General features: G+C 37.9%; 8 protein-coding genes. 2 read left to right on the top strand and 6 right to left on the bottom strand.

What is annotated here, in order from left to right:
* Positions 1–1098 carry a Nif3-like dinuclear metal center hexameric protein gene (locus HHL20_RS03145; RefSeq protein WP_169229730.1) on the bottom strand — a complete coding sequence of 366 codons (1098 nt, stop codon included), beginning with the start codon at positions 1096–1098 and terminating at the stop codon, positions 1–3.
* Positions 1099–1159: 61 nt separating this feature from the next.
* Here HHL20_RS03145 and HHL20_RS03140 point away from each other — a divergent pair, with 61 nt between their 5' ends.
* Both HHL20_RS03140 and HHL20_RS03135 read left to right on the top strand, forming a co-directional pair.
* Positions 1160–1987 carry an ion transporter gene (locus tag HHL20_RS03140; RefSeq protein ID WP_169229729.1) on the top strand — a complete coding sequence of 276 codons (828 nt, stop codon included), beginning with the start codon at positions 1160–1162 and terminating at the stop codon, positions 1985–1987.
* A 40-nt stretch (positions 1988–2027) separates the two neighbouring features.
* The gene (locus tag HHL20_RS03135) at positions 2028–2189 is read left to right on the top strand and encodes a hypothetical protein (protein WP_169229728.1); all 162 of its coding nucleotides are present in this window, start codon (positions 2028–2030) and stop codon (positions 2187–2189) included.
* Between the two features lie 75 nt (positions 2190–2264).
* Here HHL20_RS03135 and HHL20_RS03130 read toward each other — a convergent pair whose 3' ends face one another.
* The 5 genes from HHL20_RS03130 to HHL20_RS03110 form a co-directional block, all read right to left on the bottom strand.
* Positions 2265–4235, bottom strand: coding sequence for a T9SS type A sorting domain-containing protein (locus HHL20_RS03130; protein WP_169229727.1), 1971 nt, complete (start codon positions 4233–4235; stop codon positions 2265–2267).
* Between the two features lie 317 nt (positions 4236–4552).
* Positions 4553–7306: a fibronectin type III domain-containing protein gene (locus tag HHL20_RS03125; RefSeq protein WP_169229726.1), complete on the bottom strand. Its 2754-nt coding sequence runs from the start codon at positions 7304–7306 to the stop codon at positions 4553–4555.
* Between the two features lie 286 nt (positions 7307–7592).
* Positions 7593–12725, bottom strand: a complete 5133-nt coding sequence (locus HHL20_RS03120; RefSeq protein ID WP_169229725.1) for a T9SS type A sorting domain-containing protein — start codon at positions 12723–12725, stop codon at positions 7593–7595.
* 288 nt (positions 12726–13013) lie between these two features.
* A complete protein-coding gene (locus HHL20_RS03115; RefSeq protein ID WP_169229724.1) occupies positions 13014–16535 on the bottom strand; it encodes a fibronectin type III domain-containing protein in 3522 nt (1173 codons plus the stop codon).
* Positions 16536–16820: 285 nt separating this feature from the next.
* On the bottom strand, positions 16821–19052 hold the full coding sequence (locus HHL20_RS03110; RefSeq protein WP_169229723.1) for an Ig-like domain-containing protein: 2232 nt from the start codon (positions 19050–19052) through the stop codon (positions 16821–16823).
* Between the last annotated feature and the right edge of the window lie 217 nt (positions 19053–19269).

Genomic DNA, 19269 nt, shown 5'->3' with positions numbered 1-19269 from the left:
TTAAATGAAATAATTTACCGGGTTCGTTTTCTCAATAGATTTTGAGATTGCAAATGTACTAAATTTTTGTGACAAAATTTCAAATAATTGTTGAGTAACAAATTGCTCTGATTCGAAATGTCCTATGTCACAGATCATCATTTTGGATTCTGCCAGAAAAAAGTCATGGTATTTCACGTCTCCCGTAAGATAAGCATCACATTGTTTGGAGATTGCAGATCGTATACCGCTTGCCCCGGAACCTCCTAAAACACCTACTCTTTTTATCTTTTTATGTGTAAAATCAGAATGCCTGATAACCTCAAGACTGAATTTTTCTTTCACAAAACTAAGGAAATCACTCTCATCCATTGGCTCCTCAAAATCACCGTACATTCCCAGCCCGGTGTAATGATTGGTGTTATCCAAACTGTAAATCTGATGTGCTACTTCTTCGTAAGGATGTGCCGATTTCATTGCCGCGACAATCTGCCCCTGTTTATAGCCTTCAAAAATAACGGAAACCATATCTTCATCGGCATTTTCCCGGATATCCTGCTGTCCCGAAAACGGATCAGAACCTTCTTTTGGCCGAAAAGTTCCGTTTCCATTCACTGTGAAACTGCATTCATCATAAAATCCAATACTGCCCGCTCCTGCTTCGAAAAGTGCTTCTTTTACTTTTCCCGAATATTCTTGAGGCACGAAAACGGTCAGCTGCTTTAAATCATTTTTTTTAGGCTGAAGGATTTTAAGATTTTTAAGGCCCAACTGTTGGCAGATTCCTGCATTTACACCAAAAAAATCATTATCAAAAGCGGTATGAATTGCATATATCGCTATTTTATTTTCAATTGCTTTGATAACTGCTTTTTCAACATAGTTTTTCCCGGTGAGGGATTTTAACCCTGAAAAAATAATCGGGTGAAAACATACGATAAGATTGCAGTTTTTACGGATTGCCTCGTCCACTACGTTTTCCAGAGCATCATGACACACCAGTATTCCGCTTACGTTGCGGTCCCAGGAACCACAGAGCAAGCCAACATTATCAAAATCTTCCGCCTTCTGCAAGGGAATACGTTTTTCTATCTTTGAAACGACGTCTCTAATTTTCATTTTATTCTGTATGTTTGTCACGAAAATAAGGATAATTTGTTATATTTAAAAAAACATTAAAATGGAAAGAGAACATAATCTTGTTCCGGAAGATGCATGGTGGAAACGATATCTCTATAGAATCATTTACCGTTCCGATACAAAGCTCGGAAAACTGTTTGATATCATTTTACTACTCCTGATCCTGATCAGTACGGCGATTATCATGATGGAGAGCATCCCCAAACTTGATAAGCGCTTCCACTATACATTTATTATTTTGGAATGGATTATTTCCATCTTTTTCTCTATAGAATATGCCTTAAGAATTGCTGTTGTAAAAAATAAACGCCATTATATTTTCAGTTTTTTCGGAATTATTGATTTTTTGGCGCTGGTTCCTTTTTACCTGAGTTTTTTCTTCCCAGTTACCAAATATTTTCTGATTTTCAGAATGTTGAGAATGTTGAGGGTATTCAGGGTTTTTAATCTTATGGATTTTATGAATGACGGTTTTGTCATTGTAAGAGCACTCAAGAACAGCTCCAGAAAAATTTATATTTTCCTTTTATTCCTGATTATCTTTTCAGTAATTGTAGGCTCTCTGATGTTTATGGTGGAAGGCGGAAGGCCCGGATTTGAAACCATCCCTCAATCAATTTACTGGGCGGTGGTTACGGTAACTACGGTGGGGTACGGCGATGTTTCTCCGATTACACCTATGGGAAAATTTTTTGCAGTTGTTCTAATGCTTGCCGGTTATTCCATCATTGCTGTCCCAACCGGGATTGTGACTGCGGAAATGCGGAACAAAAGACAAAATCTGGAAAAAATATGTGACCGTTGCGGAAATGAAGATATTGATGATGATGCCAGATACTGCAAACAATGTGGCAAGAAATTAGCTTAATGTAAAACATTAACATATCTATTAACTAAATACTCACATCATGGAACCAAAAAAGAAAAATAAGCCAAATACTTTAGTAGTTATACTGTTTTCTTTAATTGTATTAATGGTCATTGTTTATTTTATTCTTGTTACTTTCTTCCCGGCTGTTTTTGAAAGCCTTAATAGCGGAGACTTGCAGCCTGTTTCTCCAAACAGATAATATTATCGAAATTCTAAAAAAGCAATAAAAAAGGCGATCTGTGAGATCGCCTTTCATTGTATGTATGATGTACTGCTATTTTTTAATCGTTTTGATAGTTTGTTTGGAACCATCTTTCATGATAAGTGTCAGCAGATACATTCCCTGTCTTAATTCTCCTAAATGAACTGAAGATCCCGGATTATCAATTACTTTAATCAATCTTCCTGAAAGATCAGAAACAGAAATTGATTTTACATTCGCAGCATCCGAAATATTGATTACATCAGTAAAAGGATTTGGATATGCTTTGATGTTTTTCTTTTCAGGCTTCACATCTGAAGTTCCTAATGTACCTTTGCTAATATTAATGGTGAACGCGCCTTCAGGCTCATCAGAAAAACCACTATACTGACCTACGTTTACATAATAGGTATTTCCGGCAAGAGTAGGAATAGAAATTGTCTCAGTGCCACCAGTTCCTCCGTCATCTACAGTATCTTCACATGATAAAGCTGAACATGTTCCGCTGTACACTCCTATCTGAGGATCAAAATCACTTCCCGCAGGCATTGTAACGATAATATTGAAAGTGTCACCGTCACCTACGAAAGAGAACCATGTACCATCATTCATTTCATTGGGGCAGGCACTTATTATTCCGGCATTATTCGTTGCTCCTCCTCCATCACTTTGAACATAAGTATACGGGAAAGCGGCTGCTACAAGAGCTCCGCTGCATTCATCATTAGCAGGCGGCGGTGGATATGTCCCTATACAGATATCAAAACTTTGATTACTTCCTGTACCATAATAACTGTACACTCTTACCAAATAGGTTTCTCCTACGGTAAGACCGCTAACAGTACCTGAAGACGGATCTGAACAGTAGATGCTTGACAGAGCACCGCATCCTCCGCTGAAAACCTGGAAGTAAGTATCGGTATCATTAGGCTCGCTTCCTACCGACTGGATGTTCAAAAGAGATATTTTATGACTAGTAGCTGTTGCGACGAACTTGAACCATACATCATCATCAGGGTTTCCGTAGCATGGGTCCGGAATCATTCCTGAATCAGTAGCACCAATAGTGTAACCAGGAGTTACGGTTCCACAATTGAGATCAGGGTTTACCGTTAATGTAACTGCAGTAGCACATTCATCATTAGTAGGTGCCGGAGGCGCTGTTGTAAACATCATTTCCGAGCATCCGGGAGAATCTCCTCCAGGCCCTACTGCCACAACTTTAACATATAGAGTTGTATTTGGTGCAAATGGTGCTGCCGGTGTAAAACTGTTTGTTGTTACAGATACCTGGTTGGCCACGTCGGTTCCTCCGGAAGTTGTTCCTATAGAAACTTTATAACTTGTTGCCCCAGCAGAATTAATCCAGGTAATTGTTGAAGATAAAGGGATAAAAGTTGAATTGTTCGAAGGATAAGAAACCATCGGACAACTTGGAATCGGATTTGAAGTAAGCCCTTCAAAAGTGGTAACTGATTTGTAATTTTTCAGATCACCTGAAGAAGGTGGAGAGGCAGGGTCCGGATCGTTATAGTCATCTTTAAAGTTAAGTGTAGAATTTGCCGCCGCCGGATAAACGTACATTACTTCATCATAATCGTTACTGTCATATCCTGATGAATTTTCTTCAGCAGCTACGACAAGATTAGCAACATTGTCATAAGCAAAAGGAGTTGCGAAGGTAATTTCAACAACACCATTGTTATTGGTAACGGTTCCTGAAAAAACCTGCGTAAGCTGAGAGAGAGGGATCCAGTCTGAATCTGATGCAAATACCGTTTTCGAGGTTTGTCCCAGATATACTACCCATTGCGATGAGCTTGCAATAGACATAGCAGGATCCAGATAAAATTTTAATCCTGTAATGTTTCCTGCGGCATTGGCATTGATTTCCTGTTTTGTGAAAATCTGTTGTGTGTAAGAATAGCCGTAATACGTACTTATCGGAGCGGTTCCGACATTAGTGCTTCCTGCGCCCAAGGTTATCTGCGCATTAAGCATCATGCTTAAAAACAATAAGCATGAAAGTAGAAATTTTGTCATAATTTATTTTTGCTGATTAATACACTAATTTATGAATAATGTTGCGATTTAATCACAATAAATACCAATTTTTTTAAATAATTTTAAGAATTAATAAAATAAACCCGTTTATGAATAAAAATTTATATTTTAATTATTCTTATAAAATACAATAAATACTAGTAAAATTCATTTTAATTAGCTTTTATGACAGTATTTTTATAAAGTAAAAATTTCGCATTTTTCCCTTCAAACTCACGTAAGTTAGAATTAAATTGAATTATTTTATAAAAAAAAGCGGCTAAAATTAGCCGCTTATAATTTTTACAATTTAAAATCTATTTTTTAATTGCTTTAATGGTTTGCTTAGAACCATCTTTCATTTCTAAAGTCACTAAATACATCCCTTGTTTCAGTTCTCCCAAATGAAGTTCTTTACCAGGATTTGCAATAGTTTTTACCAATCTTCCTGAGAAATCCGTTACTAAAACATTTTTCACATTCGAAGCATCAGAGATGTTCAATATTTCACTGAACGGGTTTGGATATATCTTAATTTCATTTTTGCTTAATGAAATATCTGATGTCGCTAAATTAACTTTTTCAACAATACTGATATCATCTACAAATAAATAAAACTTATTTGCTGCCGAGTATGCATTGAATCCGAAATAGTAAATCCCAGAGGAAGGCGGTGTAAAGTCAATTGATACAGAATTTGGTGTAGCATTTGTAACATTCGGATAATCTGCGATAGCATTTGTCATTGAAGTACTGGAAGGGGATGTACCGTAAGCAACTTTCAACTTCTCAGCAAAAAAAGTACCCGTACCTCCATATTTATACGTAATAGTGTATACCTTGGTAGCATCTAAATTAATTCCCCTTGTGTAAAACCATGTATTAGCAGCATTACTTGAATTATACACATAATTTAATGCATTAGTCGTAAATCCGTAAGAAGCACCATTTGTACTGCTGGTAATCCAGTTATTTCCTGTTCCAACATTCTCGTTGGATGTGCATGATGGTAAAGCCGGATTAGCTGTTCCTTCAAAATCCAAAGTATAAGGAACACTTGTATCAGTACATGCCGTTGTAAAAGAAGATGAAGCAACCCAAATACTCTGATCGGAGCCGGAACACTTAGATCTTACCCAAACATAATATGTTGTAGCAGAAGAAAGACTTCCTAAAGATTGAGAAGTACCTGTAATTCCTGTAATAGTTGGAGTTGTTGAGCTTGCTGGAGCCGTGTTTGATGTGCTGTAATAGATTTCATATCCATTAGCCGGAGCTGTTGCCGGAGCCGTCCATGAAACATTGGCTCCATTTAACGTAATACTGCTTACTGATGGTGCTGTTGGACTTTCACAAGAAGGAATTGTCTCGACTACAAAATTATCAATAAAGAAATCATAATCTTGAGTATCATCTACCGTTCCATCACTACCATACATTGCAAAAATTACGTTGTTGCCTGTATAAGATGTTAAATTAAGAGTATAAGTGTTTGAAGTATTAGTAGGAGCATTAGCAGCATTCCAGGTTTGAAGAACAGTCCAAGTAGTACCTCCATCGGTTGAAACGACAAGCTGAACAACATCATCAGACCCCATGGCACTTGATGTAGTTACATCATAGCCTGTTAAGCCATAATTAAATTTAAGTCTATAACCTCCCGCAGATAAATTAAATGCCGGAGAAATTAACCAACCACTTCTTCCTGTTGAATAAAGATTAATTCTTGCTGCGCCAGTTGAACCTGAATTTAAAAATCCGTCCTCAACCCAGTAATTGGTAGTCCCGGTTCCAAGTCCCGTTGCTGGTGATCCTCCACTTACACGAGACCAACAAATCCCAGGAAAAGAAGAAAAATTATTTGTATAAGCTGGTGTATAAGCTGCACAAACTGTCGTAAAATTCCTTACTGTACAAGATGAAGAAGTCAAACTTCCACTATAGGCATTTACCGTATAATAATACGTTGTAGAAGTATTCAATGCTGTAGCGAATGTATAAGAGGTAACGTTTCCTAGATCAACATTATTCAAAACATCTGTTCCTCCCGAAGTCGTTCCTACAGATATTTTATATCCTGTAGCTCCCGGTGATGCCGTCCATGTGATAGTAGGTGTAACGGAAAGACCAACAGCTGCAGCTGCCGGAGCGGTAACAGCCGGACAGGTAATGTTTGAAGTTGTAAAAGATCTCTCTGAACATGCTACAGAAGGAATAGCACCATTATAAGAACTTAAGGTATAGTAATATTGAGTATTAAATTGCAGAGATGATGCAAGCGTATAAGTGGTAACGTTGCCAAGATCAACATTATTTAACACATCAGTCCCTCCTGATGTTGTACCAACAGAAAGCCTGTATCCTGTTGCACCACTTACGGCATTCCAGGTAATGGTAGGCAGTACAGAAACTCCTGTGGCAGCAGCCGTTGGAGCGATAACTGTAGGACATGCAGGAACAGGATTAGGAGCAAGCCCCAATAATGTCACCACAGACTGAGTGGCAGATCTTGTACCTGTCTGCGTAATGGATGCAGGATTGGGGTTAGTAAAATCACTTCTGTAATACAATGTTTTGTTTGTCCCGTTGGTATAGGTATAAAAAAGCTCTCCTCCATCGTCACCAGCTTTATTTTCATCTATTGCAATAACAAGATTATTCACATTGTCATATGCAAAAGGCGCTGCAAGGGTAATCTCTACAACTCCGGCATTATTCGTCACAGTACCACTGTAAACCTGGGTCATTGCACTTGTAGGAACCCAGTCCGTAGTTGATGAAAAAGATGATTTTGTAGTCTGACCCAAATAAACCACAATATCATTCGAATTCGAAAGACTCGCAGAAGCCCCTAAAAAGAATCTTAATCCTGTAATATTTCCAGCACCGGCAGCATTAATATCGGTTTTAAGTAAAATCTGCTGTGCATAACTGTACTCGTAATAGGTACTCCATGGAACCGTGGCTACCGAAGTGGAGGCACCACCCGATGTCGTTCCAGATCCCAAGGTAATCTGAGCCGACAGTAATGTACCCAGAAATAAAAGGTACGTAAGTAAAAGTTTTTTCATACTTAGTTAAATTAAAATTAGATATAAAAATATTAATTTATATAACATTAACTAAAAATATTATAAAATTAATAAAAAATATAGCTATAATTATTGGAATAATTAAAAAAATTAAACAATAATTTAATTTATTACAATTTTTAAACTAGTACAACATTTAAATTAATATTGATTTTCAAATACTTACAAAAAAAATTTAACATAATTAAATCCCTACCTTTACATTTAACATAAAAAAATAGCAGCCAATTTTCTGGCTGCTATTCAATAAATAGTGATAAAAAAGTTATTTTTTAATCGTTTTGATTGTTTGCTTAGAACCATCTTTCATTTCTAAGGTCACTAAATACAAACCTTGTTTCAATTCTCCTAAGTAAAGTTCCTTACCCGGATTTGAAATTGTTTTAACCAATCTTCCGGCAATATCTGTTATCAAAACATTTTTCACATTAGAAACATCAGAGATGTTTAACACTTCAGTGAATGGGTTTGGATAAAGTTTTATTGCTTTTGCATTGGATAAAATTTCACCTGTACCGAGTGTAGGAGCTAATTCTGCATAAGATAGATAACCTGTATAGCTACCGGATGCTAATGCCGTAGTAGACTGTGTTGTGTTTGGTGTTCCGGCAGCATACGTTCCCGTAGTACCAAATAAACTGTCATAAATTCCGCTGGCAGATTGTGCCATTACCGGGAAATTAACATTTGCAATAGCATTATCTCCCAATCTTACATTGATTGTCGAAAAAGCACCGGACACTAAAGGCGCTTCCCATCTTCTCGCAGATAAATTCTGAATACCTGAAGATACCGTTCCAGAGTTAGTATCAAAAGCTTCTGCTTTCATATTCGTTACCGCTGTAGTTACAGGAGCTAACCAAACAGGAGCATAAGCAGTTTTACCTATAGGATATAGTATATAGTTAGTAGCTGCATTTGCATTTGCTATTGTTCTCGCAAAAGGACCATTAATGTAAGCTGTTGTACTACCTCCAGATAACGTACCTGCTACAGTTGCCGTACCCAATGTTAATAAATTGGTATTGGTAGTATTAACTATACCTGTTGTTAAAGTTAAAGTTCCGCTTACCGACAAAGGAACGTTTAAAGTCACACCTGCTGCGTTAGAATTATTAACAATTAACGAATTTAAATTGGCGGTTGGAGAAGCTGTTAAATTTCTGAAGACGCCGCTTCCCGATATAGCCTGAGTATTTGGCGAAGCTATTGCAGTTCCCGTTGTGTTTCTACTGCTTAAACTTAATGTAGTTATTGCTGTAAATATACCATTATTAATTATGTTTCCTGCAACACTTAATGTTCCTCCACCAGATATATTTCTTAGTTCAGAACCTGCATTAATTGTTAAATCACCTCCTATAAAACTTCCATTTACTGAAGCTGAAGAAGTTGAAACCCATCTATTGGTAACATTTCCACCATCTACTACAATATTACCTGTAAGAGATTGTGTACCAGAACTACCAATATAAGTATCGAATTCAAAACCGTTTACATTTGCAGAAGCATCTGTACTTATACCATTACCAAATCGTATGGTATGACCTACCCATTGCACATTACCTGAAGTAAGATTAAATCCGAAACTTCTGGCAGTACCCGTAGCTGGCGGATCCACGATCGTGATCGTCCCTCCATTTACAGTACCTAAAGATGATTTTACTTCAAATAAAACAGTTCCGCCGGCAACCGATGTTGCTACAGCTCCATTATCGTTCCCATCAACATTTATTTGCCCTCCTGATTGATTAAATGTAGCTCCGGAATTAATTGCAACATTTCCATTAACATTTAATGTACCTCCTGAAACAGTTAATGTTCCGTTATTGGTAAGGAAATTATTATACGCTGTACAACCTACTGTTAAATCTCCTGAAGCATTTACCAATGTCCCTCCTGTGTTAACTGTAACATTTTTAGATACATTTCCTAATGAATTTACTGTTACTGTAGTACCCGTTGCAATTTGCACTATATCTGTACAAGTAGGTATTGTTCCTTTGTTCCAGGTTGCAGGTGCACTCCAATCACCATTTGCCACAGACACAAAAGGAATATCTGAAGTCGAAATACCTAAATAATAGGTGTCAGCCAAATTAGCTAATGGCATTGCTGTTCTTTGTGCATTTACATAACTTGTTCCAGTTTGATGGGTTCCCGCTGCTGGAGCTGAAGCTAATGTAATTCTACTGTTTCCATTACCGGCAGTATAAATATTTTGTCCGTTTATTGCCATACTATAAGCAGGCGTCCCTGTAATCCCTGTTTGAGAAACCACCCAATTGGATTTCGCCTGTGTATCTACCGTATAAGCTCCGTCTACAATGCTTACAGTATTTGTTCCTGCAACATCATTATATTGTACAGCAATTCTTCCTCCGGTTGCCGATACTGTTGTTTGATTTAAGAAAAGATTTCTTGCAACAAAAGCGGCTGATGTACCTACAGCAAAAGGATAAACTCCTGTTGTTGTCGTCGTTGTTGAAGTTGCACCTTGTGTAATAGCTGCTCCTCCAGTTGTTGTAGGCCACCATCTTGCAAAAGTACTTCCAGCGCTAAATCCACCTGCTGTATAAGATAAAGTTCCGTTGGATGTAGCTGACGTCCCTAAAACAAAGGTATTAGCACCTGTATTGACAAAACCAGTTGTCATAGTCAAAGTTCCCGAAACTGTTCCCGTATTAGCGCCGCTTAACAATGAATTAGCGTTAGAGAAAGTAACTCCTGTTGCAGAGCTATTATTGATCGCTATGGAAATAAAATTCGCAGTAGAACTTGCTGTGACAATATTATTTCTAAACACACCTGTACCAGAAATAGTCTGAGGTGTAGTAGAAACTGAAGCAGTTGCATTTTTGAAATTCTGGAAACTCAAGGTAGAAGCAGTGTGTGTAAATGTACCGTTATTGGTAAAATTACCCGCAATACTTATTCCTGATGTCGGCATTCTGAATTCTCCATTTGCATTAATAGTTAGTGTATTAATACCAATCGTTGTAGACGAATTTGATACATATCTGTTTGTACCTAATGCTCCATCTATTATAACATTGTCAAAATAAATTTTACTTCCTGCATTGTTCCAGATAAATCCACCTGCAGCTGAAGCAGTAGCTGTAGTTCCTCCCGCATCCGTAGAAGATCCGTCACCAAACTTTAACGTCCAGCCAACGGTGTTATCAATGGCAGTTCCGCCTGAATAAGAGAATGCGTATGAAGTTGTACTATTAGCCGCATGAGGATCTACCACCGTCATTGTTCCACCGGTGAGTGTTACGTTTCCGGTAGCTATATTTACTATATTTGTACCTGATGCTACACTTGTTGCCGTAGCTCCTGCATCATTTCCGTCTACATTTATATTTCCTCCCGTTTGGGCAAAAGTGGAACCTGTGGCACTGTTAATATTTCCATTTACATTTAATGTTCCGGAAACACTTAAAGTACCATTATTATTCAAGTAATTATTTTTATTTGTACAACCTACATTTAAGGTAGATCCATTAGTAACACTCAATGTACCATTGTTTATTACAGAAGATGCATTTGCTGTACCAGTTGTTCCGTCCAACGTAACCGTATGTCCGGCAGATACTATTACATAATTAGTGCAAACAGGCGCTATTCCTGTTGACCATATGGCACCATCTTCCCATTTACCAGAAGCAATTGTTAACAATGGAATTTCTGTCCCAACCACACCTATGGTATAGGTACCTGCTATTGAAGCTGCAGGAACTGCCAACCTCTGTCCCAGTGGTAAATTGGTACCCGCTTGATGTGTACCTAACAATGCCGCTCCAATTAATAGTCTGGCATTAGTCGTAGTAGCTATATAAGCACCTTGTGCTGCTGCTGCAAAAGTATGCGCAGCCGTAGCTGCATACCCAGCGGAAGTAGATACTATCCAGTTACTGTTGCTTTGCTTGTCGAAGGTAAGTGCATTTTCTACAACAGGCGTAATGGCGCTAACGCCTGTTCCTGCCGTAAATTTAACAGCCATTTGCCCCGCCGTAGTAAGTGCAGCAGTAGCTCTATGGAAATGATTAGCATTATAAGAACCTGAAACTCCGGTAACAAAGGGATAAGAACCCGCACCGGGTGTAGGATTTGCACCAGCGGTAATTGCTGTTCCCGAACCTGTTGTTCCATACCATCTGCTAAATGTGGAACCTGAGCCAAAACCTCCGGCAGTATAAGATAATGTTCCTACTGTTGCACCACTAATACCTAATACAAATGTATTAGCTCCTGTGTTTACCACACCATTTGTAAAGGTTAATGTTCCCGAAACCGTACCTGTATTTGTACCGCTTAGTAAAGAGTTGGCATCTGCAAAAGTAATACCACCTAAACTTGAATTATTTATTGTTAAACTACTAAAATTTGCCGTTGAGGCCGTTGTTGAATTTCTGAAGACACCGCTTCCCGATATAGCCTGAGTATTTGTTGATGCTATAGCTCCTCCTGTAGCATTTCTACTGCTTAAACTTAATGTAGTTATTGCTGTAAATATACCATTATTAATTATGTTTCCTGCAACACTTAATGTTCCTCCACCGGATATATTTCTTAGTTCAGAACCTGCATTAATTGTTAAATCACCTCCTATAAAACTTCCATTTACTGAAGCTGAAGAAGTTGAAACCCATCTATTGGTAACATTTCCACCATCTACTACAATATTACCTGTAAGAGATTGTGTACCAGAACTACCAATATAAGTATCGAATTCAAAACCGTTTACATTTGCAGAAGCATCTGTACTTATACCATTACCAAATCGTATGGTATGACCTACCCATTGCACATTACCTGAAGTAAGATTAAATCCGAAACTTCTGGCAGTACCCGTAGCTGGCGGATCCACGATCGTTATTGTTCCTCCATTTACAGCACCTAAAGATGATTTCACTTCAAATAAAACAGTTCCACTTGCTACACTCCCCGTAGCCGAACCTGCATTATTTCCGTCAACAGTAATTGCTCCTCCACTTTGGTTGAAAGTAGCCCCTGAAGCAATTACAACATTTCCATTGACATTCACATTTCCTCCAGAGACAGTAAGTGTCCCTCCTGCTAAATTTAATGTAGAGTCAAACGTTCCCGCTTTACTTACGGTAAGCGTATTTGCTGCAACCGTTAAACTTCCGCTATTAATGGTAAGCTGCCTGACTGAAGCATTACCAGGCAGTGTCATTACAGAAGAATTTTGAATAACAAAATTATCTGCATTACTGATAGAACCAGGAGATGTACCCGTACCATCCGTATTGGTTCCCCACGAAGCCACACTTGTAAAATCCGTCGCTGAAGCTTTGGAATAGTACGTGACCTGTGCTTTCATCGTTGCAAAACAGCAAATTAATAAAAGCCAAAGATAAGTTTTCTTCATACTTAGTTAAATTAAAATTAGTAAGTAAAAATATAGATTAATTATTAATTAGCAAAAAATATAATAAAGTTTATAAAAAATTATCATAAAAACTATCAATATAACCAATAAAACCAAACAAACATTTAATTTTTAATAATAAATATACACTTATTAATTTAATTTTTATAACTGAATATCATATATTTAATAAAAACAATCTAATATAATCAAATCCCTACTTTCACATTTAACATAAAAAAATAGCAGCCAAAAAACTGGCTGCTATTCAATATATAGTGATAAATACTATTTTTTAATTGCTTTAATGGTTTGTTTAGAACCATCTTTCATTTCTAAAGTTACTAAATACATCCCTTGTTTCAGTTCTCCCAAATGAAGTTCTTTACCAGGATTTGCAATAGTTTTTACCAATCTTCCTGAGAAATCTGTTACCAAAACATTTTTCACATTAGAGGCATCAGAAATATTCAATACTTCACTGAATGGGTTTGGATAGAGTTTAATGCCATTATTTGCATTTACCTTAACATCACTCGCAGATAATATATTGCTTAATTCTACAACAAAATTATCAATATAGAAGTTATAATCCTCCGTATCATCTACCGTTCCATCATTTCCATAGAATGCAAAAATTGTATTAGCACCTGTATAACCTGTTAGATCCAAAGAAAAAGTATTAGATGTGTTAGAAGGAGCATTAGCAGCATTCCATGTCTGAAGAATAGTCCATGTATTTCCTCCATCCTGTGATACTACAAACTGAACAACATCGTCTGAACCCATTGCAGATGCAGCAGTACCTGAATATGTTGTTACAGCATAATCGAATTTTACTTTGTATCCTCCTGCTGACAGATTCAAAGGAGCCAGTTTCAGCCAGCCTGCTCTGTTAACAGAGTATAAGTTCATTTTCATAGAACCTGTTCCTGTATTCGCTGAAGGCGTATTCAACCAGTTACTCTGTACCCAATAAGCTGTTGTTCCGGTTGCTGCACCTCCCGTAGGAGAACCTCCTGAAACATTAGAAGTACATGATCCCGCTGTTGAAGCAAAGTCATTGGTATATGTAGGCACGGCCGCAGCACAAGGCGTACTAAAACTTACAAAATTACTTGACCAGCTGCTTACCTCATTTGCAGAACATTTTGATCTTACCCAAACATAATATGTTGATACAGGAGAAAGATTGCTTAAAGCCTGAGAAGTACCTGTAATTCCTGTAATAGTTGGAGCTGTTGTACCCGTAGGAGCAGTATTTGTTGTACTGTAATAAATTTCATATCCGTTTCCAGGAGCTGGTGCCGGTGCAGTCCATGCAACATTTGCAGAAGAAGCTGTAATATTGGAAGATACTAAAGCAGTAGGTTCAAAACATGTAGGCGTAACATCAATATTGATATCATCTACATATATCCTGTTCATATTGGCAGCAGAATATGCGTTAAATCCAAAATAATAAACACCAGTTGATGCAGGAGTAAAATCAACGAAATCATTAGTAATAACACCTCCCGTAATAACCGGATAGTCTTTTAAAAGATTGTTCATTCCGGCAGCAGTAGCTGAACTACCATAAGAAACTTTCATTTTTTCAGGATACTGTGTGGTTCCTGTAGCATTTGAATATTTATACTTAATTCTATAACTTACTCCCGCTGTAAGGTTAATTCCCTGAGTAAAGAACCATGTATTTGCAGCATTACTGGAGTTATAAGTATAATTCAACACATTTCCGGTGAAGCCCGTTGCGGTAGAAGTATTCCATATATTACCTGTTCCTAAATTTACGGCTGATGTACAAACCGGTAACGCAGGCGTGGTTACACCGTCGAAATTTAAAGTATATGGTATGTTAACAGCATTACATGCCGTGGTAAATGTTGCCATTGCCGTCCAGACACTTTTATCTGAAGTACTGCATACAGAACGAACCCAAACATAATAAGTTGTGGAACTTGTCAATCCAGATAAAGGTGCAGAAGTAGTACTGCTTGTACCGGATGCTGTAGTTGAAGCCGTTGGCGCTGTATTTGTCGTACTGTAATAAAACTCATAGCCATTGCCTGGGGCTGATAAAGGAGCAGTCCATGAAACAGTTGCATTATTTGCACCAATAGCTGAAACTGTAACAGCCGAAGGCTCTATACATGAAGGCATTAATTCATAAACAACATCATCAATCAAAATACTGTATCCCGATGGACCAATATGCTTGAATGCCATTGTGGTAACACCAGCCGGTGCAGTGATATTGTTAATGGTATAATTATCTATTGCTGTTATGCTGTTTGCAGTATAAGTAGATCCAAAAGATACAAACGTAGATGCGTCTGCAGGGTCTGTAAGATATCCTACATCTATTTTATCCCCAGCTGTAAAGTTTCCTCTCATCTTAAATTTCAAACGGTACGTTCCCAGCTGAAGGGTACTTACCGGAGGCATAGAAACTACTGCCGGAGTAGAAGCTGTCGTAGTATAAATATACATATTATTCGGAGCACTCATTACTGTACTGGCTTGAGTGTAAGCAGAGCCGTTTGCTCCTACTTTTGCCCAGCAATTCGGCCATGTCCCTGCTGTAACTGTGTCAAAGTTTTCAGAGAAAGATGCTACAGGAGTACAGATAGTCGTAAAGTTTCTTTCTGTACAACCTGATGAAGTTGCAAGCGCAGAGTAAGAGTTTACAGTATAATAATACTTGGTACTATTCATCAAAGCGGAAGCGAATGTATAAGAGGTAACGTTTCCTAGATCAACATTATTCAAAACATTTGTTCCCCCCGCAGTTGTTCCTACAGATATTTTATATCCTGTAGCTCCTGGTGATGCCGTCCATGTGATAGTAGGTGTAACAGAAAGACCAACAGCTGCCGCTGCCGGAGCAGTAACAGCCGGACAGGTAATGTTTGAAGTTGTAAAAGATCTCTCTGAACATGCTACAGAAGGAATAGCACCATTATAAGAACTTAAGGTATAGTAATATTGAGTATTAAATTGCAGAGATGATGCAAGCGTATAAGTGGTAACGTTGCCAAGATCAACATTATTTAACACATCAGTCCCTCCTGATGTTGTACCAACAGAAAGCCTGTATCCTGTTGCACCACTTACGGCATTCCAGGTAATGGTAGGCAGTACAGAAACTCCTGTAGCAGCAGCAGTTGGAGCGGTAACTGCAGGGCACGCAGGAACTGGATTAGGAGCAAGCCCCAATAATGTAACTACTGACTGAGTGGCAGATCTTGTACCTGTCTGCGTAATGGATGCAGGATTCGGGTTTGTAGTATCACTTCTGTAATACAATGTTTTATTTGTTCCGCTGGTATAGGTATAGAAAAGCTCGCCTCCATCGTCACCAGCTTTATTTTCATCTATTGCAATAACAAGATTATTCACATTGTCATATGCAAAAGGCGCTGTAAGAGTAATCTCTACAACCCCTGCATTATTCGTTACAGTACCACTGTAAACCTGGGTCATTGCACTTGTAGGAACCCAGTCCGTAGTTGATGAAAAAGATGTTTTTGTAGTCTGACCCAGATAAACGACAACGTCATTGGAATTCGAAAGACTCGCAGAAGCCCCTAAAAAGAATCTCAATCCTGTAATATTTCCAGCACCGGCAGCATTAATATCGGTTTTAAGTAAAATCTGCTGTGCATAACTGTACCCGTAATAGGTACTCCATGGAACCGTGGCTACCGAAGTGGAGACACCACCCGATGTCGTCCCAGATCCCAAGGTAATCTGAGCCGACAGTAATGTACCCAGAAATAAAAGGTACGTAAGTAAAAGTTTTTTCATACTTAGTTAAATTAAAATTAGGCAGTAAAAATATTAATTTAATTATACATTATCAAATATTATAATAAAATTTTTAATATAATTTATAAAAACAACTTAATAATTTAATAAAAATGAATAAAATTTAGATTTTTAATAATTTATCTCAAAAAGATGAATTATTTAGATAACTGATTATTAATAACATAAAATTTAAAATCATTTCATCTAATCTCAACCTATGCAATTTTACATCATAAAAAATAGCAGCCGAAAACGGCCGCTATTCAATATATAGTGATAAAATTACTTTTTGATTGATTTAATTGTTTTCTGAGTTCCGTCCTTTAAATATAAGGTAATCATATACATTCCGGATTTCAGATCAGACAGATTAATTACAGATTCAGGTTTTTCAAGTGTTTTAACTAATCTTCCTGCAAGATCCATAACAGCAATTGATTTTACATTTTCTATTTCAGAAATATTCAGCATGTCGGTAAAAGGATTTGGATATACTTTGATACTGTCTTTTAAGCTGGAAGTTTCTGAAGTCCCGAGACAGGCAGCATTTACAGTTACATTCACAGGTTGTCTGGCACTTTCGCAGCTGGATGAAAATTTCCAGTTATAGATATAATACCAGTAATTCGGACCTGAAGAGAAGTTATTCCCTGTAACACTTATAGCACCAGATGTATATGGGTAAGTTGCTCCGGCCGTATTTCTGTTCAGATTGATTCCTACACCCTGCCCTATTCTGTATCCGGTCCCTACAGCCAAAGGATAATTAATGGTAACCGTCTGTGGCGTAACTCCATCATTTACAGCAACAGTATAAGGAACGGAAATTAATGTTGTTCCTGCATTGTTCCTGATCTCTACAGCAGAAGCCGTACCGATTGTAACAGAAGAAACCGGGAAAACATCTACACTTACCAAAGTAGTAGGAGCAGTAACATCAAAAATCTGATAATAGGTACCAATTGCATAATTAGTTGCACTCACACTACCTAAAACAGATGGGCTTGCAGGGCCTACCTGCCCGTTTGCACCAGGAGTTTTAGCCGAAACATAATATGTAGTATTGGCTGAAATTACAGGTGTCGTATAAGAGCTTCCGGTATTTAATACATTTCCACCCGTCGGAGAGTCGTACCAAGTAACGACTGCCCCCGAATCTGCAGTAACAGATATAGCAGCAGAACCCGATGCACCACAAACAGTCGCACCACTTACACTTAAGATAGCAGGAGGCTGACATGATGTCACAAATGAAGAAGCCGAAGTCCAAACACTTTTATCCGATCCCGAACACGCCGATCTCACCCATACATAATATGTAGTGGATGGCAATAAACCACTGATAGAAGCTGAAGCCGTTGTAGAAGTCGTAGAATTTGTTGTACCTAAAACAGTAGCTGATGTAGGAGCAGTGTTTGATGTACTGTAATACACTTCATATCCAGTTCCAGGCACTACTGAAGGAGGCGTCCAGGATACAACAGCTCCATTTGGGGTTACCGTAGCGGCAGGAACCGTTAACGCAGTCGGAGGAAAACACGTAGGAGGCACCCAGTTAAATGTTAATCCTGAAGCAGGGAAATTCGTATTATCTCTTGAAACCGTCGCACTATTACTGGTACCGGCTATTGTAGAATCCCAGAGAATACCGGCCGCACTCGATCTGTTATTAAAATCAGTGTTTGAAGATCCTCTCAGGCCAACCTGATTGGTTCTGACCGTTGTATTGATATTGTAGCTGGGTCCATAAACAATGGAAACACGATTGGAAGTCTCAGCCAGTCTCAGCTGAAAGTTAAGATAATTACTTCCTGTTGCAGCAGTACTATAATCATTATAACCGATCCATTCAATAACAAAAACCCTGTTCGGCGCAGTTCCCTCCACTGCAGTAAGCACCTTACCAGTTCCGTATCTTACTACAGCAGCCGAAGAACTTGATGTAGCCGGAGCAGACATGGTAATTGTACCTGCCGTTTCATCAAAAGCCGTCACGGTAGCATTAGCGGGAATACCATTAACACTATTCAACTGCTTTCCTATTTCAATTCCTTTGAATGAAGCCACATTGGTAATTACATCAGATCCACTTGTGGTAACTCCCGAAGTAATAAATACCCCCCATAAATCTCTGTTCATAACAGCTACAGCCCCCGAATAACCGGTAGTTGAAGATATTAAAGTACTTCCCGTACTTGTTGTAGTGCCAAACGTAGCTCCTCCGTTGGAGTTTACATACATTGAGGTATAATCGGTTCCGTTGAAATTAAAGTTAAAAGGAATGGTAACCGCCCATCCGGATGTATCATTAGTGGTTGATGTTGTAGCATCACTTCCGGAAACAAGAGCACCGGAAGAGGCAATACTGTTGAACGTTCCTGTAGTTTGTGCAAATGTATAGTTGCTCACCTGCGCATTCATACTCTGCATAACTCCAAAAAATGCAAGGGCAATAATTCCCTTTCTTTGTAAGCCACGACACCATTGCCACGTACCCGTGTAAAGTTTTTTCATAAAGACTTGTTTTAAATTAGACCTTAAAAATAGAAAATAAAAAACATTTAATACACATAAATTTAAATTTATGTAAAAAATAAATAAAAATAATGCAATTAAATTATTAAAATAACAAATAAAATCATACTAAAGTGAATAATATATAATTTAATGTGGTATCTTTTTATATTAAAAATTCGTATTTCCAGGATTACCACTAAGCAAAAAAAAACGG

The organism is Chryseobacterium cheonjiense (assembly GCF_012927265.1).
In the GTDB taxonomy this organism is placed as follows: domain Bacteria; phylum Bacteroidota; class Bacteroidia; order Flavobacteriales; family Weeksellaceae; genus Chryseobacterium; species Chryseobacterium cheonjiense.
This window is presented reverse-complemented; position numbering and strand designations above follow the sequence as displayed.

Excerpts from the sequence above, each read along its gene's own strand:
- HHL20_RS03120 (WP_169229725.1), bottom strand. The coding sequence starts at position 12,725 with ATGAAGAAAACTTATCTTTGGCTTTTATTAATTTGCTGTTTTGCAACG.
- HHL20_RS03145 (WP_169229730.1), bottom strand. The coding sequence starts at position 1,098 with ATGAAAATTAGAGACGTCGTTTCAAAGATAGAAAAACGTATTCCCTTG.
- HHL20_RS03140 (WP_169229729.1), top strand. The coding sequence starts at position 1,160 with ATGGAAAGAGAACATAATCTTGTTCCGGAAGATGCATGGTGGAAACGA.
- HHL20_RS03115 (WP_169229724.1), bottom strand. The coding sequence starts at position 16,535 with ATGAAAAAACTTTTACTTACGTACCTTTTATTTCTGGGTACATTACTG.
- HHL20_RS03135 (WP_169229728.1), top strand. The coding sequence starts at position 2,028 with ATGGAACCAAAAAAGAAAAATAAGCCAAATACTTTAGTAGTTATACTG.
- HHL20_RS03125 (WP_169229726.1), bottom strand. The coding sequence starts at position 7,306 with ATGAAAAAACTTTTACTTACGTACCTTTTATTTCTGGGTACATTACTG.
- HHL20_RS03130 (WP_169229727.1), bottom strand. The coding sequence starts at position 4,235 with ATGACAAAATTTCTACTTTCATGCTTATTGTTTTTAAGCATGATGCTT.
- HHL20_RS03110 (WP_169229723.1), bottom strand. The coding sequence starts at position 19,052 with ATGAAAAAACTTTACACGGGTACGTGGCAATGGTGTCGTGGCTTACAA.